Origin of the sequence: Enterobacter asburiae, assembly GCF_024599655.1 — a bacterium.
In the GTDB taxonomy this organism is placed as follows: domain Bacteria; phylum Pseudomonadota; class Gammaproteobacteria; order Enterobacterales; family Enterobacteriaceae; genus Enterobacter; species Enterobacter asburiae_D.
Genome location: NZ_CP102247.1, coordinates 249,461 through 272,888 on the forward strand (window position 1 = coordinate 249,461; position 23,428 = coordinate 272,888).

Below are 23,428 nucleotides of genomic sequence, written 5' to 3' on the forward strand. Positions count from 1 at the left end.
TTAAGAACCCACACCATTATGAATCTTACCGAATTAAAGAATACGCCGGTTTCTGAGCTGATCACTCTCGGCGAAAATATGGGGCTGGAAAACCAGGCTCGTATGCGCAAGCAGGACATCATTTTCGCCATCCTGAAGCAGCACGCTAAGAGTGGCGAAGATATCTTTGGCGACGGTGTGCTGGAGATATTGCAAGACGGATTTGGTTTCCTCCGCTCTGCAGACAGCTCCTACCTCGCCGGCCCTGACGACATCTACGTATCCCCTAGCCAAATCCGCCGTTTCAACCTCCGCACTGGTGACACCATTTCAGGTAAGATTCGTCCTCCTAAAGAGGGTGAACGCTACTTTGCGCTGTTGAAAGTTAACGAAGTTAACTACGACAAACCGGAAAACTCGCGTAATAAGATCCTCTTTGAGAACTTAACGCCGCTGCACGCGAACTCTCGCCTGCGCATGGAGCGTGGTAACGGTTCTACCGAAGACTTAACCGCGCGTGTTCTGGATCTGGCATCACCAATTGGTCGTGGCCAGCGTGGTCTGATTGTGGCACCGCCGAAAGCGGGTAAAACCATGCTGCTGCAGAACATCGCGCAGAGCATCGCCTACAACCACCCAGACTGCGTGCTGATGGTGCTGCTGATTGACGAACGTCCGGAAGAAGTGACCGAGATGCAGCGTCTGGTTAAAGGTGAAGTGGTTGCTTCTACCTTCGACGAGCCAGCTTCTCGCCACGTTCAGGTTGCGGAAATGGTTATCGAGAAGGCGAAACGCCTGGTTGAGCACAAGAAAGACGTGATCATCCTGCTCGACTCCATCACCCGTCTGGCGCGTGCGTACAACACCGTGGTTCCAGCGTCCGGTAAAGTGCTGACCGGTGGTGTGGATGCTAACGCCCTGCATCGTCCGAAACGCTTCTTCGGTGCCGCACGTAACGTGGAAGAGGGCGGCAGCCTGACCATCATCGCGACGGCGCTGATCGATACCGGTTCAAAAATGGACGAAGTAATTTACGAAGAATTTAAAGGTACAGGTAACATGGAACTGCACCTCTCTCGTAAAATCGCTGAAAAACGCGTCTTCCCGGCTATCGACTACAACCGTTCCGGTACCCGTAAAGAAGAGCTGCTCACCACGCAGGAAGAGCTGCAGAAAATGTGGATCCTGCGCAAAATCATCCATCCAATGGGTGAAATTGACGCGATGGAGTTCCTCATTAACAAACTGGCGATGACCAAAACTAACGACGATTTCTTCGACATGATGAAACGCTCGTAACGCAAATAAAGCCAGCAAACGCCACGTTTTTACGTGGCGTTTTTCTTTTATGGACTATACGCTAGTACCATCTACTCCCATTTTTGATCGGTCGGTGCGACAATAGGGCCGTTTGTGCAGCTAAAGAAATAATTGATTGAAAAATATACAAAGGGAGTTGTAAGAAGCCATCTTTATTACTTCTGAGGCTGTGGCTTCATGGTTATACTTCCGGGACTAACATTTGTTGAGAGCAATCCATTGTGAATCTATTCACCGCCGTTACTGAACTGATCAGTATTTTTTTATTCACAACCTGTTTTTTGTTCATTGCGCGCAAGGTGGCAAAACGAATAGGGTTGGTGGATAAGCCTAATTTTCGTAAACGCCATCAGGGACTTATTCCTTTAGTCGGCGGCATTTCTGTTTACGCAGGAATTTGCTTTACGTTTGGTATTGCCGACTATTATATCCCGCATGCCGCCCTCTACATTGCCTGCGCCGGTGTCCTGGTGTTAGTCGGGGCCCTTGATGACCGGTTCGATATCGCGGTGAAAATACGCGCCACCGTTCAGGCGGGCATTGGCGTGGTGATGATGGTTGTGGGCGGACTGTATCTGCGAAGTCTCGGCTATGTGTTCGGCCCCTGGGAATTAGTTCTGGGCCCATTTGGCTTCTTCCTGACACTCTTTGCCGTCTGGGCGGCAATCAATGCTTTCAACATGGTGGATGGCATTGACGGCCTGCTCGGTGGGTTGTCATCCGTTTCGTTCGCCGCTATCGGCATTATTTTATGGTTTGATGGCCAGTACAGTCTGGCAATGTGGTGTTTCGCCATGATTGCCGCCATTCTGCCTTATATCCTCTTGAACCTCGGTGTGCTGGGCCGTCGCTATAAAGTCTTTATGGGAGACGCGGGCAGTACGCTGATTGGTTTTACGGTTATCTGGATCCTGCTTGAAACTACACAGGGTCAAACCCATCCGATAAGTCCCGTAACAGCGCTGTGGATTATTGCCATCCCATTAATGGATATGGTGGCGATTATGTACCGCCGCCTGCGCAAAGGGATGAGTCCTTTCTCTCCCGACCGCCAACACATTCATCATCTCATTATGCGCGCGGGTTTTACTTCTCGTCAGGCATTTGTGCTGATTACGCTTGCCGCCGCTATTTTGGCCGCGATTGGTGTAGCTGCAGAATATTCTCATATTATTCCTGAATGGGTTATGTTGGCATTATTCTTGCTGGCATTTTTCCTGTACGGCTACTGCATTAAGCGCGCATGGAAAGTAGCGCGATTTATTAAACGTCTTAAACGCAGGATGCGTCGTAACAGTGGCAAAAATACAACATTAACTAAGTAAAACCGGGACTATGATGACTCAACCGTTGGCGGGAGCGAAATCAGTGGTAACTGAGAATGAACTGGATATTCGGGGTTTGTTTCGCGTGTTATGGGCAGGCAAACTTTGGATTGCGGGGATCGCGCTGGGGTTTGCACTGTTAGCGCTGGCCTATACGTTCTTTGCAAAACAAGAGTGGAGCGCCACGGCAATCACAGACAAACCAACGGTTAACATGCTTGGGGGATACTATTCCCAGCAGCAATTCCTGCGAAACCTGGACATCAAAGCCAGTCTTGCAACGCCAGATCAGGCTTCCGTTATGGATGAAGCCTATAAAGAGTTTGTGATGCAGCTGGCTTCGTGGGATACCCGCCGCGACTTCTGGTCCCAGACGGATTACTACAAGCAGCGCCGGGTTGATAACACCAAAGCCGATGCCGCCCTGCTGGACGATCTGATTAACAATATTCAGTTCATGCCGGGCGACGCGCTGCGTAACGTCAACGACAGCGTCAAGCTGATTGCAGAAACCGCGCCGGATGCCAACAACCTGTTGCGGCAGTACGTCGCATTTGCCAGCCAGCGCGCCGCAAGCCATCTTAACGAAGAGCTTAAAGGTGCCTGGGCGGCTCGTACCATCCAGATGAAGGCGCAGGTGAAACGTCAGGAAGAGGTGGCGAATACCATTTTCGGTCGCCGCGTGCATAACATTGAGCAGGCGCTGAAAATTGCGGAACAGCACAATATTTCCCGTACTGAGACGGACGTACCGGCTGATGAACTGCCTGACTCTGAAATGTTCCTTCTTGGCCGCCCTATGCTGCAGGCGCGTCTGGAAAACCTGAAGGCCGTTGGGCCTGATTTTGACCTCGATTACGATCAAAATCGCGCGATGCTCAATACGCTTAATGTCGGTCCGTCCCTGGACCCGCGTTTTCAGACCTATCGTTATTTGCGAACGCCTGAAGAACCTGTAAAACGCGATAGTCCGCGTCGTGCATTCCTGATGATTATGTGGGGGATTGTAGGCGCACTGACGGGCGCTGGCGTGGCGTTAACGCGTCGTCGCAAAAACTAAGAACGCCGTCTACGATGAAGGCTGCGGCCTTCATCGCCTAATCGAAGAGAATCGATGTGAAAGTACTAACCGTATTTGGCACCAGGCCGGAGGCCATTAAGATGGCACCTCTGGTTCATGCGCTGGCCTGCGATCCTGATATTGAAGCGAAAGTGTGCGTCACTGCTCAACACCGTGAGATGCTCGATCAGGTTTTAACGCTCTTTTCCATCGTCCCGGATTACGACCTTAATATTATGAAACCGGGGCAAGGGCTAACGGAGATAACCTGTCGCATTCTGCAAGAGCTTAAGCCGATCCTGGAGTCATTCAAACCTGACGTGGTGCTGGTACACGGTGACACCACCACTACCGTGGCGACAAGCCTGGCCGCGTTTTACCAGCGAATTCCCGTGGGTCATGTTGAGGCGGGTCTGCGTACCGGCAATCTTTATTCGCCGTGGCCGGAAGAGGCCAACCGCACGTTAACGGGTCATCTGGCGATGTACCACTTTGCGCCAACGGAAAACTCGCGTCAGAACCTGCTGCGTGAAAATATCGCCGATAACAAAATCTTTGTGACCGGCAATACGGTCATTGACGCGTTAATTTGGGTACGTGACCGCGTCCTGGCAAATAGCGATCTTCAGAAAGAGCTCGCTGCCCGCTATCCGTTCCTTCACAACGGCAAAAAAACCATTCTGGTCACTGGCCACCGACGCGAAAGCTTTGGCCGGGGTTTTGAGCAAATCTGCCATGCGCTGGCTGAAATCGCCGCGCAGAACGACGATGTGCAAATTGTCTATCCGGTCCATCTCAATCCTAACGTCAGCGAGCCGGTTAACCGGATCCTGGGCCACGTCGAAAACGTCCTTCTGATCGAACCGCAGGACTACATGCCGTTTGTCTGGTTGATGAACCATGCCTGGCTTATCCTCACCGATTCCGGCGGCATTCAGGAAGAAGCGCCATCCCTGGGCAAACCGGTGCTGGTGATGCGTGAAACGACCGAACGTCCGGAAGCCGTCAAAGCCGGTACGGTGCGTCTGGTCGGCACCAACGCACAGCTGATCGTCGAAGAGGTCACGCGCCTGCTGCACGACGATGAAGCGTATCAGGCGATGAGCCGGGCCCACAATCCGTATGGAGACGGGCAGGCTTGTGGTCGTATTTTGCATGCACTTAAACACAATCGGGTATCGCTATGAGTTTTAAAACCATCTCTGTCATTGGTCTTGGCTACATTGGCTTGCCCACCGCGGCGGCGTTTGCCTCTCGTCAAAAACAGGTTGTCGGTGTGGATATCAACGCACGCGCGGTGGAAACCATTAACCGTGGCGAAATTCATATTGTAGAGCCCGACCTTGACCGCGTGGTGAAAGAGGCGGTAGAGGGGGGCTTCCTGCGTGCCAGCACGACCCCTGTTGAAGCGGATGCCTACCTGATTGCCGTCCCTACCCCGTTTAAAGGCGACCACGAGCCCGACATGGCGTTCGTCGAGGCGGCGGCAAAATCCATAGCACCTGTGCTGAAGAAAGGGGCGCTGGTGATCCTGGAATCGACCTCTCCGGTCGGTGCTACCGAGCAGATGGCACAGTGGCTGGCCGACGCTCGCCCTGATTTAAGCTTCCCGCAGCAGGCAGGTGAGCAGGCAGATATCAACATCGCCTACTGTCCAGAGCGCGTGCTGCCGGGCCAGGTTATGGTCGAACTGATTAAAAACGACCGCGTCATTGGCGGTATGACGCCGGTCTGTTCCGAACGTGCCAGCGCGCTGTACAAGATTTTCCTCGAAGGCGAGTGTGTGGTGACCAACTCCCGCACCGCCGAGATGTGCAAGCTGACGGAAAACAGCTTCCGCGACGTCAATATCGCCTTTGCGAACGAACTGTCGCTGATCTGCGCCGATCAGGGGATTAACGTCTGGGAGCTGATTAGCCTGGCAAATCGCCATCCGCGTGTAAACATTCTCCAGCCAGGCCCGGGCGTGGGCGGACACTGTATCGCCGTCGATCCGTGGTTTATCGTGGCGCAGAATCCGGCGCAGGCGCGTCTGATTCGTACCGCGCGTGAAGTGAATGACAGCAAGCCTCACTGGGTGCTCAATCAGGTTAAAGCGACGGTAGCGGATTGCCTGGCAGAGAGCGGCAAGCGCGCCAGCGAGCTGAAAATTGCCTGCTTTGGCCTGGCATTTAAACCCAATATTGACGATCTGCGTGAAAGCCCGGCGATGGAAATTGCCGAGATGATTGCCGAATGGCACAAGGGTGAAACGCTGGTGGTTGAGCCGAATATTCATGAATTACCGGCAAAACTGGCGGGGCACTGTACGCTGACGGCGCTGGACGACGCGCTGGCGACGGCGGACGTGCTGGTGCTGCTGGTGGATCATAAAGAGTTTAAAGCGACGTCCGGCGATGCCGTTCGTCAGCAGTATATTGTGGATACCAAAGGTGTCTGGCGTTGAACAGCCTGAATGGGGTGCTCGAGTCCCTGCAGTGGGAGAGTGCCTTTTTCGGCCTGCCGTCGGCCATCGTGCGTCTGCGCGATGACGCGCCGGTGCTGGCTGAATCAGATTTTATCGCCTGGCAACGGGTGCAGGCGAAGATCCCTGCGGAGCGTGCCGATCTGCTTGACGCGCTCCAGCAGCATGGCTTTCAGCTGGTTGAAGGTGAGGTCGATCTTTCCATTACCCTCACCCGGCACGATGCGTCCGGCGCGGAAATTGCAACGGATCGGGACATCCCCGTGCTGCGTCAGATGGCGACCCGGGCGTTTGCGCAGAGCCGCTTTCGTGCGCCCTGGTATGCACCTGACGATAGCGGGCGTTTCTATGCCCAGTGGATAGAGAATGCGGTCAAAGGCACCTTTGACCACGTCTGCCTGGTTTTCCGTGCAGGGGACGGTCAAATCCAGGGGTTCGTCTCGCTGCGTAAGCTCAACGAGCGCGAGGCGCGCATTGGCTTATTAGCCGGGCGCGGCATGGGTGAGAAACTCATGCAGGCGGCGCTGCACTGGGCGCAGCAGCAGCAGCTTGTGACGCTGCGGGTTGCGACCCAACTGGGCAACACCGCCGCGCTTAAACGTTATATTGCGAGTGGTGCCAACATCGACGCCACCGCCTACTGGTTATACAGGTGACAAGATGATTCCATTTAACGCACCACCCGTTGTCGGAACTGAACTCGACTATATGCAGTCTGCCATGGGCAGCGGCAAACTCTGTGGTGACGGCGGTTTTACCCGTCGCTGTCAGCAGTGGATGGAACAGCGTTTTCGCAGCGCCAAAGTGCTGCTGACCCCGTCCTGTACAGCATCGCTGGAAATGGCGGCGCTGTTGCTGGATATCCAGCCCGGTGATGAAGTGATTATGCCGAGCTATACCTTCGTTTCCACCGCGAACGCCTTTGTCCTGCGCGGAGCGAAAATCGTCTTTGTGGATATCCGCCCGGATACCATGAACATTGATGAGACGCTGATTGAAGCGGCGATCACTGACAAAACGCGCGCGATCGTGCCGGTTCACTACGCGGGCGTGGCCTGTGAAATGGACACCATCATGGCCATCGCCAAAAAACATAATCTGTTCGTGGTGGAAGATGCCGCGCAGGGCGTGATGTCCACCTACAAGGGACGTGCGCTGGGCACTATCGGCCACATTGGCTGCTTTAGCTTCCACGAAACCAAAAACTACACGGCGGGTGGAGAAGGTGGGGCGACGCTGATTAACGACCGGGCCCTCGTGGAGCGGGCGGAAGTGATCCGCGAAAAAGGCACCAACCGCAGCCAGTTCTTCCGGGGGCAGGTAGACAAATACACCTGGCGCGATATCGGCTCCAGCTATCTGATGGCGGATCTGCAGGCGGCGTACCTGTGGGCTCAGCTGGAAGCGGCGGAACGTATCAACCTTCAGCGTCTTTCCCTATGGCAAACGTATTACGATGCGCTTGAGCCTCTGGCCAAAGCCGGGCGTATTGAACTGCCGACCATCCCGGCAGATTGTGTCCACAATGCGCATATGTTCTACATCAAGCTGCGCGATAACGACGACCGCAGCGAGCTCATCGCCTGGCTGAAAGAGGCCGAGATTATGGCGGTGTTCCACTATATCCCGCTGCACTCCAGCCCGGCCGGAGAAGCGTTTGGCACGTTCGCGGGTGAAGATCGTTACACCACGAAAGAAAGTGAGCGTTTGCTTCGCCTGCCACTGTTCTACAACCTCGCGCCTGTTAACCAGCGTACGGTGATTAATACCCTTCTGAGTTATTTCGGCTGATATGTCTCTGGCAAAAGCATCGGTGTGGACCGCCGCGTCCACGCTTGTAAAAATTGGCGCCGGGCTGCTGGTCGTCAAGCTGCTGGCCGTCTCATTTGGCCCCTCTGGCGTGGGGCTGGCGGGTAATTTCCGCCAGCTTGTCACCGTCCTTGGGGTGCTGGCCGGTGCCGGTATCTTCAACGGCGTGACCAAATACGTTGCGCAGTATCACGATGATGCGGCTCAACTGCGCAGAGTGGTGGGCACCTCTTCGGCGATGGTCACGGGTTTTTCGACCCTGATGGCGATGATATTTCTGCTGGCGGCGGCGCCCATCAGCCAGGGGTTGTTCGGGCACACCCATTACCAGGGGCTGGTGCGTCTGGTCGCGTTGGTTCAGATGGGCATTGCCTGGGCTAACCTGCTGCTGGCGCTGATGAAAGGGTTTCGTGATGCTGCCGGGAACGCGCTTGCCTTAATCCTGGGCAGCGTCATCGGCGTGATTGCCTATTACTTCTGCTTTCGCCTGGGCGGTTATGAAGGCGCACTGCTTGGGCTGGCGCTGGTCCCGGCGCTGGTTGTTGTGCCTGCGGCATTTATGCTGATGCGTCGGGGCGTCATCCCGCTGAGCTACCTGAAACCGCAATGGGACACGATGATTGCCAGCCAGCTGGGTAAATTTACCCTGATGGCGCTCATCACCTCCGTCACGCTGCCGGTGGCCTACGTGATGATGCGAAACCTGCTGGCGGCGCATTATAGCTGGGATGAAGTGGGGATCTGGCAGGGCGTAAGCAGTATTTCCGACGCCTATCTCCAGTTTATTACGGCTTCCTTTAGCGTTTACCTGCTGCCAACCTTATCGCGTCTGACGTCCAGACAGGATATTACCCGTGAGATTTTCCGTTCGCTGCGCTTTGTGTTGCCGGCCGTTGCGGCGGCAAGCTTTACCGTCTGGTTACTGCGCGATGTTGCCATCTGGCTGCTTTTCTCAGCGAAGTTCACCGCCATGCGCGATCTCTTTGCCTGGCAGCTGGTGGGTGATGTGCTGAAAGTGGGTGCTTACGTTTTCGGCTATCTGGTGATTGCAAAAGCGTCCCTGCGGCTGTATATCCTGGCGGAAATTAGCCAGTTTGCGTTACTGACAGCATTTTCACACTGGCTGATACCCGCGCACGGTGCGCTGGGGGCGGCTCAGGCCTACATGGCAACCTATATCGTTTATTTCGCCGCCTGTTGCGGCGTATTTTTATTGTGGCGTAAACGCGCATGACTGCACTGATTCACATCCTGGGATCGGATATCCCACACCATAACCAGACCGTTTTGCGGTTCTTCAACGACCAGCTGGCATCGGGTAATCCCGATGCGCGTGAGTTTATGGTTGCAGGTCAGGATAAGGGCCTGAGCGCAGCATTTCCGGCGCTGACTGTTCGCTTCTGGCCGGATAAGGCCGCGCTGGCGAAGGCGGTCGTTGCCAAAGCCAAAGCGGATCGTAGGCAACGTTTCTTTTTCCACGGGCAGTTCAATACCGGCCTGTGGCTGGCACTGCTCAGCGGGGGCATTAAACCCTCCCAGTGCAGCTGGCATATCTGGGGAGCCGATCTCTACGAAGTCTCCCGCGGCTGGAAATTCCGTCTTTTCTATCCGCTGCGCCGCATGGCGCAGGGGCGTGTAGGGTGTGTGTTTGCCACCCGTGGCGATCTCAACTATTTTGCTAAACAGCACCCGAACGTGCGCGGAGAATTACTCTATTTCCCAACCCGCATGGATCCTGCGCTGAACGCCATGGCGAATGACACGGTGCGTGAAGGCAAGCTAACTATCCTGGTGGGGAATTCCGGCGATCGCAGTAACGAACACGTCGCGGCGCTCAGGGCGGTGCATCAGCAGTTTGGCGACACGGTGAACGTGGTGGTGCCGATGGGCTATCCCGCCAACAACGACGCTTATATTAATGAGGTTCGCCAGCAGGGACTTGCGCTGTTTAGTGCAGAAAATCTGTACATCCTCAGCGATAAGCTGGAATTTGATGAGTATCTTGCGCTGCTGAGAAAATGCGATCTTGGCTATTTCATCTTTGCCCGACAGCAGGGAGTCGGCACGCTGTGCCTGCTGATTCAGGCGGGTGTACCGTGCGTGCTCAACCGCGACAACCCGTTCTGGCAGGACATGGCCGAGCAGCATATTCCGGTGCTGTTTACCTCTGACACGCTGAATGTCGAGGTGGTACGGGAAGCCCAACGCCAGCTCACGCTGGTGGATAAAAATAGCATCGATTTTTTCAGCCCGAATTATCTCACGCCGTGGCACCGCGCGCTGCGTATCGCTTCAGGAGACAAAGCATGAGTCAGTTGCAATTCAGCGGCTTACTGGTTGTCTGGCTTCTGAGCACCCTGTTTATCGCCACGCTTACCTGGTTTGAGTTCCGCCGGGTGCGCTTCAACTTTAACGTGTTCTTCTCGTTACTGTTTCTGCTGACTTTCTTTTTCGGCTTCCCGCTCACCAGCATTCTGGTCTTCCGTTTTGACGTGAGCGTCGCGCCGCCGGAAATCCTGCTCCAGGCGCTCCTGGCGGCGACCTGCTTCTATGCGGTCTACTACGTCACCTATAAAACGCGTCTGCGTTCAGCGCAGGCTACAGCCCCGCGTCGGGCGCTGTTTACCATGAATCGGGTGGAGACCCACCTGACGTGGGTGATGCTGATGACCATCGCCCTGGTCAGCGTCGGTATCTTCTTCATGCATAACGGCTTCCTGCTGTTTAAGCTCCACTCCTACAGCCAGATTTTTTCGGCAGAAGTCTCGGGCGTGGCGCTTAAGCGTTTCTTCTACTTCTTCATTCCGGCGATGCTGGTGATCTTTTTCCTGCGTCAGGACAGCAAAGCGTGGCTGTTCTTCCTGGTCAGCACCGTCGCGTTTGGCATCCTGACCTATATGATTGTGGGCGGTACGCGCGCGAACATTATTATCGCCTTCGCTATCTTCCTGTTTATCGGCATCATCCGCGGCTGGATCTCGCTGTGGATGCTGGTTGCGGCAGGGGTGTTTGGCATTGTGGGCATGTTCTGGCTGGCGCTGAAGCGCTACGGGATGAACGTGGCGGGGGATGAGGCGTTTTACACGTTTCTCTACCTGACGCGCGATACCTTCTCGCCGTGGGAAAACCTGGCATTACTGCTGCAAAACTACGACAAGATTGATTTCCAGGGGCTGGCACCGATTGTTCGCGACTTCTACGTCTTCATCCCTTCCTGGCTATGGCCGGACCGGCCTGGCGTGGTGCTTAACACGGCAAATTACTTTACCTGGGAAGTGCTGAACAACCATTCCGGTCTGGCAATCTCGCCAACGCTGATTGGTTCCCTGGTGGTGATGGGAGGGGCGTGGTTCATTCTCCCCGGGGCGGTTGCCGTGGGGCTGATTATCAAGTGGTTCGACTGGCTTTACGTGCGTGGCAACGAAGAGACCAACCGCTATAAAGCCGCCATTTTGCACAGTTTCTGCTTTGGTGCCATTTTCAATATGATCGTTCTGGCGCGCGAAGGGCTGGACTCGTTCGTGTCGCGCGTGGTGTTTTTCATGGTCGTGTTCGGCCTCTGCCTGTTGCTGGCCAAACTGCTGTACTGGCTGTTTGACAGCGCCGGGCTTGTGCACAAGCGCGAGCGGCAGGGCAGCACAACGCTGTCGCAAGTCTGAGTAAGGATAGTAATGACTGATAAAATTTCTGCGCCGCGCTATGCGCTACGTGGCCTGCAGCTTATTGGCTGGCGCGACATGCAGCACGCGCTGGACTTTCTGTTCGCCGACGGCCAGATGAAATCCGGTACGCTGGTGGCCATCAACGCGGAAAAAATGCTGGCGGTTGAGGATAATGCGGAAGTCAAAAGCCTGATTGAAGCGGCTGAATTTAAATACGCGGACGGGATCAGCGTGGTCCGCTCTATCCGTAAAAAGTATCCTGATGCTAATGTTTCCCGCGTGGCGGGGGCCGATCTCTGGGAGCAGCTTATGGCCCGCGCAGGTGCGCAGGGCACGCCCGTGTTCCTGATTGGCGGTAAGCCGGAAATATTGGCCCAGACGGAGGAGAAACTGCGTCGCCAATGGAATGTTAATATCGTCGGCAGCCAGGATGGTTACTTCAAACCGGAAGATCGGCAGGCTCTGTTTGAGCGCGTTCGTGACAGCGGGGCGAAAATTGTCACCGTGGCGATGGGATCCCCGCGCCAGGAGATCCTGATGCGTGACTGCCGGCTGGTCTGTCCGGATGCCCTCTACATGGGTGTCGGCGGCACGTACGACGTCTTTACCGGCCACGTTAAGCGTGCGCCCAAGGTCTGGCAAAATCTGGGGCTGGAGTGGCTGTACCGCCTGCTATCGCAACCGACGCGCATTAAACGACAGATCCGTCTGCTTCGCTACCTCGCCTGGCATTACACCGGGAAAATGTAATCAAAATGTAGCGCGATATGCTATTCGCGCTGCAACTCGCCTGCAAAACTGCTGATAATCTGTGCAATGCATTCATTTTTTTAATGCATCGTTTGCCATTTGGCAGATTTTAGGAAACCATTCGCTCCGTATTTTAGTCCCCCTAAAAAACAATACCCGGTATTAAGCCGGGAAACAGCAAACACAATCGAGGATCTATGGCAGAGAAACAACCGGAGCTACAGCGTGGGCTGGAAGCTCGTCATATTGAACTGATAGCGCTGGGCGGCACTATCGGCGTGGGCCTGTTTATGGGCTCCGCAAGTACGCTCAAATGGGCAGGCCCTTCCGTATTACTGGCGTATATTATCGCCGGGCTGTTTGTTTTCTTCATTATGCGTTCCATGGGCGAAATGCTCTTCCTGGAGCCGGTAACCGGCTCCTTCGCCGTTTACGCGCATCGTTATATGAGCCCGTTCTTCGGCTACCTGACGGCCTGGTCATACTGGTTTATGTGGATGGCGGTGGGCATCTCAGAGATCACCGCGATAGGGGTCTACGTCCAGTTCTGGTTCCCGGACATGGTCCAGTGGATACCCGCGCTCATTGCCGTGGGGCTGGTGGCGCTGGCAAACCTGGCCGCCGTGCGCCTTTACGGTGAAATTGAGTTCTGGTTCGCAATGATCAAAGTCACCACGATTATCGTGATGATTGTCGTCGGCCTGGGTGTAATTTTCTTCGGCTTTGGCAACGGTGGACACGCTATCGGCTTCGGCAACCTGACCGAAAACGGCGGCTTCTTCGCCGGCGGCTGGAAGGGTTTCCTGACGGCGCTGTGTATCGTTGTGGCCTCGTATCAGGGCGTGGAGCTGATCGGTATTACCGCCGGTGAAGCGAAAAACCCGCAGGTCACGCTGCGTAGCGCGGTAGGCAAAGTGCTGTGGCGTATCCTGATTTTCTATGTGGGTGCGATCTTCGTCATCGTGACCATCTTCCCGTGGAACGAAATTGGCACGACCGGTAGCCCGTTTGTATTAACCTTCGCCAAAATTGGTATCACGGCGGCGGCGGGTATCATCAACTTTGTGGTCCTGACGGCAGCGTTGTCAGGCTGTAACAGTGGGATGTACAGCTGCGGGCGTATGCTCTATGCGCTCTCGAAGAACAACCAGCTGCCTGCGGTGATGAGCAAAGTCTCACGTGCCGGGGTGCCGGTGGCGGGGGTGGCGGTCTCCATTGCGATCCTGCTGATTGGCTCTTGCCTGAATTACATCATTCCTAACCCGCAGCGCGTGTTCGTTTACGTCTACAGCGCCAGCGTACTGCCGGGCATGGTGCCGTGGTTTGTTATCCTCATCAGCCAGCTGCGTTTCCGTCATGCGCATAAAAAGGCGATTGAAAGCCATCCGTTCCGCTCAATTCTGTTCCCCTATGCGAACTATTTGACGATGGCGTTCCTGATTTGCGTATTAATCGGTATGTACTTTAATGAAGATACCCGCATGTCGCTGTTTGTCGGGATGATCTTCCTGGCGGCTGTAACGGCTGCATATAAGCTTTTTGGCCTGGGTCGCCGTGCCACTACGCAGAAAGTGGAGGAATAAGCGGCAAAATGTGCAAACCATAACCAAACGCGCATTTTTTTCAAAAAAGCACTAGACAGCGGGGACGGAGGTACGTAATATCCAGCCCCGCAACGGCGCTAAGCGCCCGTAGCTCAGCTGGATAGAGCGCTGCCCTCCGGAGGCAGAGGTCTCAGGTTCGAATCCTGTCGGGCGCACCATTTACCCGGTGCTGGAGCTGCGGTGGTCTGAGAAGTAGTCAGTACCGCGTGAGTTAAGAATACAGTGGTGGCTATAGCTCAGTTGGTAGAGCCCTGGATTGTGATTCCAGTTGTCGTGGGTTCGAATCCCATTAGCCACCCCATTATTTGAAAGAGTTGTGAATTGCGAAGGTGGCGGAATTGGTAGACGCGCTAGCTTCAGGTGTTAGTGTCCTTTGGATGTGGGGGTTCGAGTCCCCCCCCTCGCACCACGACTTTTTAAATGAATTGAACTAAAAATTCAAAAAAGCAGTACATCGGCGAGTAGCGCAGCTTGGTAGCGCAACTGGTTTGGGACCAGTGGGTCGGAGGTTCGAATCCTCTCTCGCCGACCAATTTTGAACCCCGCTTCGGCGGGGTTTTTTGTTTTCTGTGGTTCTTCATCCCCGTCGTCATTCCCCAACAACGTTCTTTTTCATTGTCGCAATCCAGCGACATACAACTCATTGAAAGTTAGATAAAAAACCATTTATGGGTTTTGCTGTCTCCTCCTGGCGACATATTCCCGCCTTTTCCCGATACGTTGTAGAGCTTAAGACGGCGCTTAACAGCATAATTTCCTTTTATCTTAAAATGTTGCGTCATGTAAAAGTTCTGCGTGTAAATCTGGCACGTTACGTGCAATAATATGCGTGTAGATGCTCATTCCATCTCTTATGTTCGCCTTAGTGCCTCATAAACTCAGGAATGACGCAGAGCCATTTACGGTGCTTATCGTCCACTGACAGATGTCGCTTCGGCCTCATCAGACACCATGGACATAACGTTGAGTGAAGCACCAAATATGTTGTCTTACAGACCTGTTTTAACGCCTGCTTTTATAGCAGGCGTTTTTTTATGCCTTATTACCTATACCTGCGCATGATCAGGGCGACCAACAGTAGGGCGGCTGACGAGACCGTATAGAGCGCCTGCACTGAGCCAAACTCAACTGCCACCATTGCTGCAATGCCGGTGAAAAGCGAGGCGCTGAGAGTTTGCCAGCGCCAGGCTTTACCGCTGGCTGAAGCGGTTTGCGTGAAATGAAAACTACTGAGTACGCCAAACGTGCCCGCTGCGAAGAGAACATTCGAGGCCAAATGTGCGATAAAGACCATGCCCAGCGCACATGCCGTCCACCCGGACAAAAACGGCAGCACACCATAACCGGTCAGGAAGATGCCGAGACAAAAGATGATTCGCGGCGTATGAGCGGCAAAGCGCGTCAGGCTCTCTTTTTTTAGCAGCATGGGGCCGCAAAGTTGTCCCATGCTCCTCGCGAAAAGCAGAGGCAAAGCAAGGCCCGCCGCATCCTGAGGATGGAGTTGCTGCGCCAGTGCCGGAAGAAGTGCCATGGCAGGTGAGCCGACGGCTGCCAGCGCAGGTAAAATGAGCAGGCTGCGTTTTTGCCGAACGGTCAGCGTCTGCCAGCGCAGTGGTGCGGGGGCTTCCTCTTCACCGGAGAGCGGTAGCAATGGCGCAGAAAACCGACGTCCAGCCAGCCATAGCAGTAACAGTGACCCGAAAAAGCTCGCGGCATCAATAGCCAGTAAGGTAAACACGGAGGTCTGCTGGAACAGCACCACGCCGAGTCCGGTACCTAATAACACCTGAGAAGCAAAAATTACATTTTCCAGACAGGTCGCAGCAGGCAGCTCTGCTTCGCTAAGTCCGCGCTTAAAGAGCAATGTCAGCGCGGGCCAACTCATCCCGCTGAGCAGCGCTTCGGTGGATTGCACAGCGAGTAATGCGGCAACGCTGTGGTAACCCACGCCAAGCAGGGGAAAGAGCAGGGCGAGCAGGCCTAGTCCCTCGGTCAGTATCAGCAGGGAGATCGGAGAATAGCGTGAGCACAGCTTTTCACCGATCGTGCTGCCGATGAATCCGGGTACCGTAGCGAAAAGAAAAGCGAGAGTGAGCAGAGCGGGCGGGGCTGACCATGCTAACAGCAAACCGAAGACCACAACCTGGGTTAGACCATTCCCCAGTGAAGAAAAGATAAAAGCACAGGCAAGCAGGCGTAGCCAGCGGTGGCAGCGCAGCGCCTGGATAAGCGCATACAAAAGCGAGTTCATTGAGATTTCCTTTCAAAAACGATTTAGTCCACGCTGCAAAATGTGCGCGTGTGTGAAAAAAGGTTAATGAAAAGACATCGTTACATTGGCGGATTCGTTTGCGGATGTGGGTGTAAAGAATGTAGCAGCAGAAAGGTGATAAAAAAAGGAGGCCATCTGGCCTCCTTTTTATTTACTGCTGCGTACCGTTATTTTGCAGCGTCAATAGCAATCCATCACGACGCATGGCGGCTGCCTCTTCCGGCTTATGCTGCTTGTCCAGCGTATCGGCAAGCCATGCGTAGTCGAAGGCATCCGGACGCTGTTTCAGCGCCGCGCGGAAGGCGAGGCTCGCCTCCTGCCATTCACCGTGCTTCATCAGCGACTGACCGAGCGTGCTCCACAGCAGCGGGCGGTCACCGACGGTTTTAATCTGCTGACGCAGCACTTTTTCGATTTGCTCTGGATTATTGGTTTTCAGGCGCGGGATCACCATTACCAGACGATCGTCGTACTGGCGCTTCAGACCGTCGAGAAGGATTTCCTGAGCCGTGTCATGGTCGTCACATTCAATAAGATGTTCCGCCATGGCAACCTGCAGAGGAACCTGCTGGCGCGTTTTACGGCTCTGATTCTTCCACCACGTTTTCAGACCGTCGCTGCCCAGGTCGGCGCGCGCCTGATCCATCAGGCCAATCCATGCCAGACGCTGAAGCTCATCACGATGTTCATCGTCGCCTACCTCGGCCTTCGCCATTGACGGAATGATGTCCAGCAGCGAGCCCCAGGCACCGGTACGAATATACGCCTGCTTGGCAAGACGCAGCACTTCCGGATGGCGTGGCGCAACTTCCAGCAGGCGATCGATACCGTGGCGGGCCGCGTGATTTTCATTGCGCGCCAACTGCAGACGAACGCGCGTGATTTCTACCGGAATCGGGTCACCATGAGCCAGCTCTGCCGCTCGCTCCAGATGCTGATTGGCGCGGGCTTCGTCACCGCGCTGCTGCGCCGCTTCGGCTGCGAGCAGATAATTCACCACCGGCTGTTCGGCATGGTCGGCGTTTTTCGACATCAGCTTTTCAACCTGCTGATAGTCACCCTCGGCAAGCTTAAGCAGCGCCTGTTCGGTTTGCTTACGGGCGCGGCGACGTTTGCGGCCAACGAACCAGCCGCGCGTGTGAACACCGGTGCGGAAAATACGGCGCAGGATCCACTCGATCGCAAACAGCACCACCATGCCGAGGATCAGAATGATCGCCAGGCCCGTTACGCTGGTTTCGATGTTGTAGTTATCGGTCTGGATCAGGACGTAACCCTGATGGCCCGCAAGCATGGGGCCCAGCACGATCCCGGCGATCAGCAGGATGAAGAGTAAGAGAACTTTTAGCATCATTACTCTCCCTGCGGTGTGCTTTCAGGCGCCGGAGCCGGGGCAGGTGCCGCTCCGCCCGACGGCTCTGCCGGCACGCCCGGCTGCGCCAGCAGGTTACGTACGCGCGTCTGCATCAGCTTCTCCAGAATCGGCTGGCTGGCCAGCTTATCCGGCACGTTCATGGTGATGTTCTGCTGGCTCAGCTTATCAATGTCTTCGAGGAAGGCGGTGGTCGTCGCATCATCGGTGTTGTAGTAGGCGCGTACCCACGTTGAAACGTTATCCAGTGCCTGTTTATAGGTCTCTTCCTGATGACGCGGTACGGCCTGAGCCGCTACCAGCAGGCGGGAACGAATGTTCTCGCGCAGATAGATATCCTGGTTCGGCGCCAGCAGCGGCACGGCGGTTTCGTCGCGACGGCGGATAGTAATGAAGCTGTCCATAAAGTTCTGCCAGCTTTTCTGCAGGTTTATGCGCCATTCGCTCAGGGAGCTGGAAAGCTCGGTACCGTCGGAATCCATCGGAGAGTCGTCGTCGTTATTATCTGCCAGCTGCAGGTTATCAATCTGATTCGAAAGCTGATTCACCTTGAGGATAATGCCGTCGTAATCCACCTGCGAGACGGCGGAGAGGCTGGCGATGTCTTCGGTAATCGCGCGACGGGCCGCGATGAGGCTCGGGTCGTTCATGTCTGCCAGGCTCGCATCGGCGCTTTTCAGCAGCGCGGCGGCAGTGGTGACGTCCTGGTCGCTCCAGAGCTTACGTCCGGCGAGCTTCACCAGGAAGTCCGCCTGCGAGAGCAGCCAGGTTTTGGCATCGGTGCCGGAAATTGTGGCGACTTTCTGCTGCACGTCGCCCAGCTGTTTGGTCAGCTCTTCCTGTTTGCTGTTCGCTTCGGCAAGCGCGGCGGCCTGCTGCTTAATCACCGCTTCCAGCTCGGTTTTCTGCGTCTCCTGCGCTTTTTGCAGGGCGGTGAGCTGATTCACCAGCGCATCGCTGGTGGACCTTTGATTAGCACCCTGTTGCTTCACCAGACCGTACAGGCCAACCCCTGCTGCCAGCGCAATGGCGATGGCAATCGCGCTCAGCGTGAGGCTCGTTTTGTTGCTGCCGTTTTTCTTCTCAGCGGTTTTCTCTGTCGTCTCTGGCTGTGGCGTCGTCTCCACAGTCTCCCTGGTCTCTTCAACCACGGCGGAGGATTTGTCGTGTTCCGTCATTATGGCTTCCCATTTGAGAGTTATTGTAATGCGCGCAGCAGCGCATCGTTGTCGGCGTTATCAGCGATCCGAATATCCTGCCAGCCCAGTTCCCGGGCCTGGTTCGCCAGACGCTCACTGACGACCAGAAGCCGACAGCGGAGTAACCAGTTTTCGCGATACCAAAGCGGTATCAGCGACCAAAGCTGTTGTAACATTTCACCGCTGGTGACCACCAGCGTATTAATGCCGCGCGCGTGCCAGCGCATCGCCTCTTCCGCGCCATCGTAGTGTTTTGCACAACGCTGATAGCACTCAATGAACGTTACGTCTGCACCACGTTCACGCAGCGTTTCGCCCAACAGTTCGCGGCCACCATTACCGCGCAAAATGAGCGCACGCTTTCCGGCAATAGTTTGTAATTCAGGTAATTGTAGCAAGACTTCGCTGATTTCCCGATCTAACGGGTAACGAACGTCCGCGCTGCTTACGGTATGCAGCGCCAGTGCCGTTGTGCGGCCAATCGCGAAATAGCGGGGGGCGGTTGGCCAGGTCAAACCCTGCTGTTGCAGCTGCGCGTGGGCAAATTCCACGGCATGTTGCGACAGCGCAAACAGCAGGTCGCCTTCCTGAAGGGTATTCATCTGGTCGGCGAGCGCAGAGAGCTCCCGACCGGGGGAGAATTCAATGAGCGGCAAACTCCAGGCCACCTGCCCCAGTGCGCGCAGACGGCTCACTAACTGCTCTCCTGCGGGAGAAGGGCGGGTGACGAGAATACTCATGCAGGGGGCTCTCCATTATAAACGTCAGCCAGAATCTCGCGGGCGCCGTTATCCAGCAGCTCTTCAGCCAGCGACACGCCAAGCTGCTCGGCATCTTGCGCTTTACCGCGACGTTCGCCGCGTACCATCAGCGAACCGTCCGGGGCGCCCACCAGCGCGCGTAGCCACAGTTCGCCATCTGTTAATTCAGCATAGCTGCCAATCGGTACCTGGCATCCCCCTTCGAGGCGGGTATTCATCGCACGCTCGGCTTTTACGCGAATAGCGGTCTCGTCGTGGTTCAGCGGCGCGAGCAGTTCGCGGGTACGCGCATCGTCCAGACGGCACTCGATGCCGACGGCACCCTGGCCCACGGCCGGCAGCGACAGTTCTGGCGGCATCGCCACGCGAATGCGCGACTCCAGCCCCAGACGCTTCAGACCGGCAACGGCGAGGATTATGGCATCGTAGTCGCCGTTATCCAGCTTGCCCAGACGCGTGCCGACGTTACCGCGCAGCGAGCGAATGATCAGGTCAGGACGACGTTCCGCCAGCTGACATTGACGGCGTAAACTGGACGTGCCAACCACACTCCCTTCCGGCAGCGCGTCGAGGGAGTCATAGTGGTTAGAGACAAACGCATCGCGCGGATCTTCACGCTCGCAGATGGTCACCAGCCCCAGCCCTTCCGGGAACTCGACGGGCACGTCTTTCATCGAATGTACGGCGATATCGGCGCGGTTCTCAAGCAATGCCAGTTCCAGTTCTTTGACAAACAGGCCTTTGCCGCCCACTTTCGCCAGGGGCGTATCGAGGATCACGTCACCGCGCGTGACCATCGGCACCAGCTCGACGCGCAATCCGCTGTGGCAGGCTTCAAGGCGCTGCTTCACATAATGTGCCTGCCAGAGCGCGAGAGGGCTTTGGCGTGTGGCAATTCTCAAAACATTGTCTAACATGCTTGTTACCGTCATTATCAATCGCTAACCATCCTAACATTGTTGACTCTGGGATGGCAGTTTTACGGTTGATGAAGCGTGAGAGGGACAAGGCGGCGTATTCGTCAGCCATAGCCGTATTCAGGAATTTACACGTACAGAACGGTGCTACACTTGTATGTAGCGCATCTTTCTTTACGGTCAACCGGCAAGGTGTTAAATTGATCACGTTTTAGACCATTTTTTCGTCGCTACCACCAAAAATGATAAGGGCGAAAAAGGGTAACGGTTATCTTTTTGAAATACTGCGGGTCCGCTGTTATTCGTGTTTTGAATAGCTTGCGACACCCGGAAACATCAGGCGATACGTCTTGTACCTCTATATTGAGACTCTGAAACAGAGACTGGATGCCATTAATCAACTGCGTGTGGATCGCGCGCTTGCTGCCATGGGCCCTGCTTTCCAGCAGGTATACAGTCTGCTGCCGACATTATTGCACTATCACCATCCGCTGATGCCTGGCTACCTTGACGGTAACGTTCCCCAGGGCATTTGCCTTTTCACGCCTGATGAAACCCAACAGCATTACCTGAACGAGCTGGAACTCTACCGCGGCATGCCGCCACAGGAGTCTCCGAAAGGTGAACTGCCGATTACCGGCGTTTACTCTATGGGGAGCACCTCATCGGTAGGGCAAAGCTGTTCTTCGGACCTGGACATCTGGGTCTGCCATCAGTCATGGCTCGATAACGACGAGCGTCAGCTGCTGCAGCGCAAGTGCAGCCTGCTGGAGAGCTGGGCGGCCTCGCTCGGTGTGGAAGTGAGCTTCTTCCTGATTGATGAAAACCGTTTCCGCCATAACGAAAGCGGCAGTCTGGGTGGTGAGGACTGCGGCTCGACTCAGCACATCTTATTGCTGGATGAATTTTATCGTACTGCCGTGCGTCTGGCCGGGAAGCGTATTCTGTGGAATATGGTCCCGTGCGAAGAAGAAGAGCATTACGATGACTACGTCATGTCGCTTTACGCGCAGGGCGTACTGACGCCAAACGAATGGCTGGACCTCGGCGGTCTGAGCTCTCTGTCAGCCGAAGAGTACTTTGGCGCAAGCCTCTGGCAGCTCTATAAAAGTATCGACTCGCCGTACAAAGCGGTGCTGAAAACGCTGCTGCTGGAAGCCTACTCTTGGGAATACCCCACGCCGCGCCTGCTGGCGAAAGATATCAAGCAGCGTTTGCACGATGGGGAGATCGTCTCCTTCGGGCTGGACGCCTACTGCATGATGCTGGAGCGCGTGACCGAATACCTGAAAGCCATTGATGACACCACGCGTCTTGACCTGGTGCGTCGATGTTTCTATCTCAAAGTCTGTGAGAAATTGAGCCGCGAGCGCGCCTGCGTGGGCTGGCGTCGTGAAGTGGTCAGTCAGTTAGTGAAAGAGTGGGGATGGGACGAAGCGCGTCTGTCCATGCTCGACAACCGGGCCAACTGGAAAATCGATCAGGTGCGTGAAGCGCACAACGAACTGCTCGATGCGATGATGCAAAGCTACCGTAACCTGATCCGCTTTGCGCGCCGTAACAACCTCAGTGTTTCCGCCAGCCCGCAGGACATCGGGGTGTTGACCCGTAAGCTGTACGCCGCGTTTGAAGCGCTGCCGGGTAAAGTCACCCTGGTTAACCCGCAGATTTCGCCAGACCTGTCAGAACCGAACCTGACCTTTATCTATGTGCCGCCGGGCCGCGCGAACCGCACCGGGTGGTATCTGTATAACCGTGCGCCAAGCATGGATTCGATCGTCAGCCATCAGCCGCTGGAATATAACCGCTACCTGAACAAGCTGGTGGCGTGGGCCTGGTTCAACGGCCTGCTGACCTCGCGCACGCGCCTGTTTATCAAAGGCAACGAGGTGGTTGATCTCGCTAAGCTGCAGGAGATGGTCGCGGATGTCTCGCACCACTTCCCGCTGCGTCTGCCTGCCCCAACGCCGAAAGCGCTCTACAGCCCGTGCGAAATTCGCCATCTGGCGATTATCGTCAACCTGGAATACGACCCGACGGCGGCCTTCCGCAATCAGGTGGTCCACTTTGACTTCCGCAAGCTGGACGTCTTCAGCTTTGGCGAGCAGCAAAACTGCCTGGTGGGCAGCGTGGACCTGCTGTACCGCAACTCGTGGAACGAAGTGCGTACCCTGCATTTCAACGGCGAGCAGGCGATGATCGAAGCGCTGAAAACCATTCTCGGTAAGATGCACCAGGATGCCGCCCCGCCGGACAGCGTCGAAGTGTTCTGCTACAGCCAGCATCTGCGCGGTTTAATTCGTACCCGCGTGCAGCAGCTGGTTTCTGAGTGTATCGAACTGCGCCTCTCCAGCACCCGTCAGGAGACCGGACGCTTCAAAGCGCTGCGCGTCTCCGGTCAGACCTGGGGCCTGTTCTTCGAGCGCCTGAACGTGTCGGTACAGAAGCTGGAAAACGCCATCGAGTTCTACGGCGCGATTTCGCACAACAAGCTGCATGGCCTGTCGGTGCAGGTGGAAACCAACCACGTTAAGCTGCCGCAAGTGGTGGACGGATTCGCCAGCGAAGGGATTATCCAGTTCTTCTTTGAAGAGTCGGGCGAGGATGCCGGGTTTAACATCTACATTCTGGATGAGACCAACCGCGCCGAGGTGTATCACCACTGTGAAGGCAGTAAAGAGGAGCTGGTGCGCGACGTCAGCCGCTTCTACTCCTCTTCGCATGACCGTTTCACCTACGGCTCAAGTTTTATCAACTTTAACCTGCCGCAGTTCTACCAGATTGTAAACGTCGACGGTCGTACGCAGGTGATCCCGTTCCGGACCCAGGCCGTAACGCCTGCCGCGCCTGCCAATCAGGACACCGCGCCGCTGTTGCAGCAGTATTTCTCCTGAGCCTTTTCGCTCGCCCGGTGGCGGCTACGCCTTACCGGGC

The 23,428-nt window shown here is 55.5% G+C and carries 18 protein-coding genes and 4 tRNA genes; 17 read left to right on the forward strand and 5 right to left on the reverse strand.

Annotated elements, in window-relative coordinates; all coding sequences use genetic code 11:
- Positions 1-18 precede the first annotated feature (18 nt).
- From rho to NQ230_RS01230, 16 genes are all read left to right on the forward strand, one after another.
- Positions 19-1,278, forward strand: a complete 1,260-nt coding sequence (gene rho, locus NQ230_RS01155) for a transcription termination factor Rho (protein WP_001054528.1) — start codon at positions 19-21, stop codon at positions 1,276-1,278.
- Positions 1,279-1,520: 242 nt separating this feature from the next.
- A complete protein-coding gene (wecA, locus tag NQ230_RS01160; RefSeq protein ID WP_024907962.1) occupies positions 1,521-2,624 on the forward strand; it encodes a UDP-N-acetylglucosamine--undecaprenyl-phosphate N-acetylglucosaminephosphotransferase in 1,104 nt (367 codons plus the stop codon).
- A gap of 13 nt (positions 2,625-2,637) precedes the next feature.
- Positions 2,638-3,684 carry an ECA polysaccharide chain length modulation protein gene (gene wzzE / locus NQ230_RS01165; RefSeq protein ID WP_047652205.1) on the forward strand — a complete coding sequence of 349 codons (1,047 nt, stop codon included), beginning with the start codon at positions 2,638-2,640 and terminating at the stop codon, positions 3,682-3,684.
- A 56-nt stretch (positions 3,685-3,740) separates the two neighbouring features.
- Entirely contained in the window at positions 3,741-4,871 is a 1,131-nt protein-coding gene (wecB, locus tag NQ230_RS01170) for a non-hydrolyzing UDP-N-acetylglucosamine 2-epimerase (RefSeq protein WP_024907964.1), read from the forward strand.
- The gene (gene wecC / locus NQ230_RS01175) at positions 4,868-6,130 is read left to right on the forward strand and encodes a UDP-N-acetyl-D-mannosamine dehydrogenase (RefSeq protein ID WP_213823069.1); all 1,263 of its coding nucleotides are present in this window, start codon (positions 4,868-4,870) and stop codon (positions 6,128-6,130) included. Before wecB ends, wecC begins: the two co-directional genes overlap by 4 nt.
- Positions 6,127-6,804 (forward strand): dTDP-4-amino-4,6-dideoxy-D-galactose acyltransferase, encoded by a 678-nt coding sequence (gene rffC / locus NQ230_RS01180; RefSeq protein WP_213823068.1) that lies wholly within the window; start codon positions 6,127-6,129, stop codon positions 6,802-6,804. Before wecC ends, rffC begins: the two co-directional genes overlap by 4 nt.
- Before the next feature lie 4 nt (positions 6,805-6,808).
- Entirely contained in the window at positions 6,809-7,939 is a 1,131-nt protein-coding gene (gene rffA, locus NQ230_RS01185) for a dTDP-4-amino-4,6-dideoxygalactose transaminase (protein ID WP_023309640.1), read from the forward strand.
- Between the two features lies 1 nt (position 7,940).
- Positions 7,941-9,191 (forward strand): lipid III flippase WzxE, encoded by a 1,251-nt coding sequence (gene wzxE, locus NQ230_RS01190; protein WP_257259615.1) that lies wholly within the window; start codon positions 7,941-7,943, stop codon positions 9,189-9,191.
- Positions 9,188-10,267 carry a TDP-N-acetylfucosamine:lipid II N-acetylfucosaminyltransferase gene (locus NQ230_RS01195; RefSeq protein WP_257259617.1) on the forward strand — a complete coding sequence of 360 codons (1,080 nt, stop codon included), beginning with the start codon at positions 9,188-9,190 and terminating at the stop codon, positions 10,265-10,267. The genes wzxE and NQ230_RS01195 overlap by 4 nt, the downstream gene beginning before the upstream one ends.
- Positions 10,264-11,616, forward strand: coding sequence for an ECA oligosaccharide polymerase (gene wzyE, locus NQ230_RS01200; RefSeq protein ID WP_121423329.1), 1,353 nt, complete (start codon positions 10,264-10,266; stop codon positions 11,614-11,616). Before NQ230_RS01195 ends, wzyE begins: the two co-directional genes overlap by 4 nt.
- A 12-nt stretch (positions 11,617-11,628) precedes the next feature.
- Positions 11,629-12,369 carry a lipopolysaccharide N-acetylmannosaminouronosyltransferase gene (gene wecG / locus NQ230_RS01205; RefSeq protein WP_029739560.1) on the forward strand — a complete coding sequence of 247 codons (741 nt, stop codon included), beginning with the start codon at positions 11,629-11,631 and terminating at the stop codon, positions 12,367-12,369.
- Positions 12,370-12,566: 197 nt separating this feature from the next.
- A complete protein-coding gene (thrP, locus tag NQ230_RS01210) occupies positions 12,567-13,952 on the forward strand; it encodes a bifunctional threonine/serine APC transporter ThrP (RefSeq protein ID WP_159515116.1) in 1,386 nt (461 codons plus the stop codon).
- Positions 13,953-14,054: 102 nt separating this feature from the next.
- Positions 14,055-14,131: transfer RNA gene (locus NQ230_RS01215), tRNA-Arg, on the forward strand.
- Positions 14,132-14,198: 67 nt separating this feature from the next.
- Positions 14,199-14,274, forward strand: a tRNA-His gene (locus NQ230_RS01220).
- Between the two features lie 22 nt (positions 14,275-14,296).
- Positions 14,297-14,382: transfer RNA gene (locus NQ230_RS01225), tRNA-Leu, on the forward strand.
- A gap of 46 nt (positions 14,383-14,428) precedes the next feature.
- A tRNA-Pro gene (locus tag NQ230_RS01230) sits at positions 14,429-14,505 on the forward strand.
- A gap of 510 nt (positions 14,506-15,015) precedes the next feature.
- Here NQ230_RS01230 and NQ230_RS01235 read toward each other — a convergent pair.
- The 5 genes from NQ230_RS01235 to hemC all read right to left on the reverse strand — a co-directional run bounded on the left by NQ230_RS01235 (position 15,016) and on the right by hemC (position 20,494).
- Complete coding sequence (locus tag NQ230_RS01235; RefSeq protein ID WP_257259620.1) at positions 15,016-16,224, reverse strand: MFS transporter; 1,209 nt, start codon at positions 16,222-16,224, stop codon at positions 15,016-15,018.
- Positions 16,225-16,396: 172 nt separating this feature from the next.
- Complete coding sequence (gene hemY / locus NQ230_RS01240) at positions 16,397-17,596, reverse strand: protoheme IX biogenesis protein HemY (RefSeq protein ID WP_257261292.1); 1,200 nt, start codon at positions 17,594-17,596, stop codon at positions 16,397-16,399.
- Between the two features lie 2 nt (positions 17,597-17,598).
- Complete coding sequence (gene hemX / locus NQ230_RS01245; RefSeq protein ID WP_213823063.1) at positions 17,599-18,795, reverse strand: uroporphyrinogen-III C-methyltransferase; 1,197 nt, start codon at positions 18,793-18,795, stop codon at positions 17,599-17,601.
- A gap of 20 nt (positions 18,796-18,815) precedes the next feature.
- A complete protein-coding gene (gene hemD / locus NQ230_RS01250) occupies positions 18,816-19,556 on the reverse strand; it encodes a uroporphyrinogen-III synthase (RefSeq protein WP_257259623.1) in 741 nt (246 codons plus the stop codon).
- On the reverse strand, positions 19,553-20,494 hold the full coding sequence (hemC, locus tag NQ230_RS01255; RefSeq protein WP_257259625.1) for a hydroxymethylbilane synthase: 942 nt from the start codon (positions 20,492-20,494) through the stop codon (positions 19,553-19,555). The genes hemD and hemC overlap by 4 nt, the downstream gene beginning before the upstream one ends.
- A gap of 350 nt (positions 20,495-20,844) precedes the next feature.
- Here hemC and cyaA point away from each other — a divergent pair, with 350 nt between their 5' ends.
- A complete protein-coding gene (cyaA, locus tag NQ230_RS01260) occupies positions 20,845-23,388 on the forward strand; it encodes a class I adenylate cyclase (RefSeq protein ID WP_121423324.1) in 2,544 nt (847 codons plus the stop codon).
- The last annotated feature ends 40 nt before the right edge of the window (positions 23,389-23,428 follow it).

Coding starts and splice junctions, on each gene's coding strand:
- rho (WP_001054528.1), top strand. CDS start 19: ATGAATCTTACCGAATTAAAGAATACGCCGGTTTCTGAGCTGATCACT.
- wzzE (WP_047652205.1), top strand. CDS start 2,638: ATGACTCAACCGTTGGCGGGAGCGAAATCAGTGGTAACTGAGAATGAA.
- wecC (WP_213823069.1), top strand. CDS start 4,868: ATGAGTTTTAAAACCATCTCTGTCATTGGTCTTGGCTACATTGGCTTG.
- rffA (WP_023309640.1), top strand. CDS start 6,809: ATGATTCCATTTAACGCACCACCCGTTGTCGGAACTGAACTCGACTAT.
- wzxE (WP_257259615.1), top strand. CDS start 7,941: ATGTCTCTGGCAAAAGCATCGGTGTGGACCGCCGCGTCCACGCTTGTA.
- NQ230_RS01195 (WP_257259617.1), top strand. CDS start 9,188: ATGACTGCACTGATTCACATCCTGGGATCGGATATCCCACACCATAAC.
- wzyE (WP_121423329.1), top strand. CDS start 10,264: ATGAGTCAGTTGCAATTCAGCGGCTTACTGGTTGTCTGGCTTCTGAGC.
- wecG (WP_029739560.1), top strand. CDS start 11,629: ATGACTGATAAAATTTCTGCGCCGCGCTATGCGCTACGTGGCCTGCAG.
- thrP (WP_159515116.1), top strand. CDS start 12,567: ATGGCAGAGAAACAACCGGAGCTACAGCGTGGGCTGGAAGCTCGTCAT.
- NQ230_RS01235 (WP_257259620.1), bottom strand. CDS start 16,224: ATGAACTCGCTTTTGTATGCGCTTATCCAGGCGCTGCGCTGCCACCGC.
- hemY (WP_257261292.1), bottom strand. CDS start 17,596: ATGCTAAAAGTTCTCTTACTCTTCATCCTGCTGATCGCCGGGATCGTG.
- hemX (WP_213823063.1), bottom strand. CDS start 18,795: ATGACGGAACACGACAAATCCTCCGCCGTGGTTGAAGAGACCAGGGAG.
- hemD (WP_257259623.1), bottom strand. CDS start 19,556: ATGAGTATTCTCGTCACCCGCCCTTCTCCCGCAGGAGAGCAGTTAGTG.
- hemC (WP_257259625.1), bottom strand. CDS start 20,494: ATGTTAGACAATGTTTTGAGAATTGCCACACGCCAAAGCCCTCTCGCG.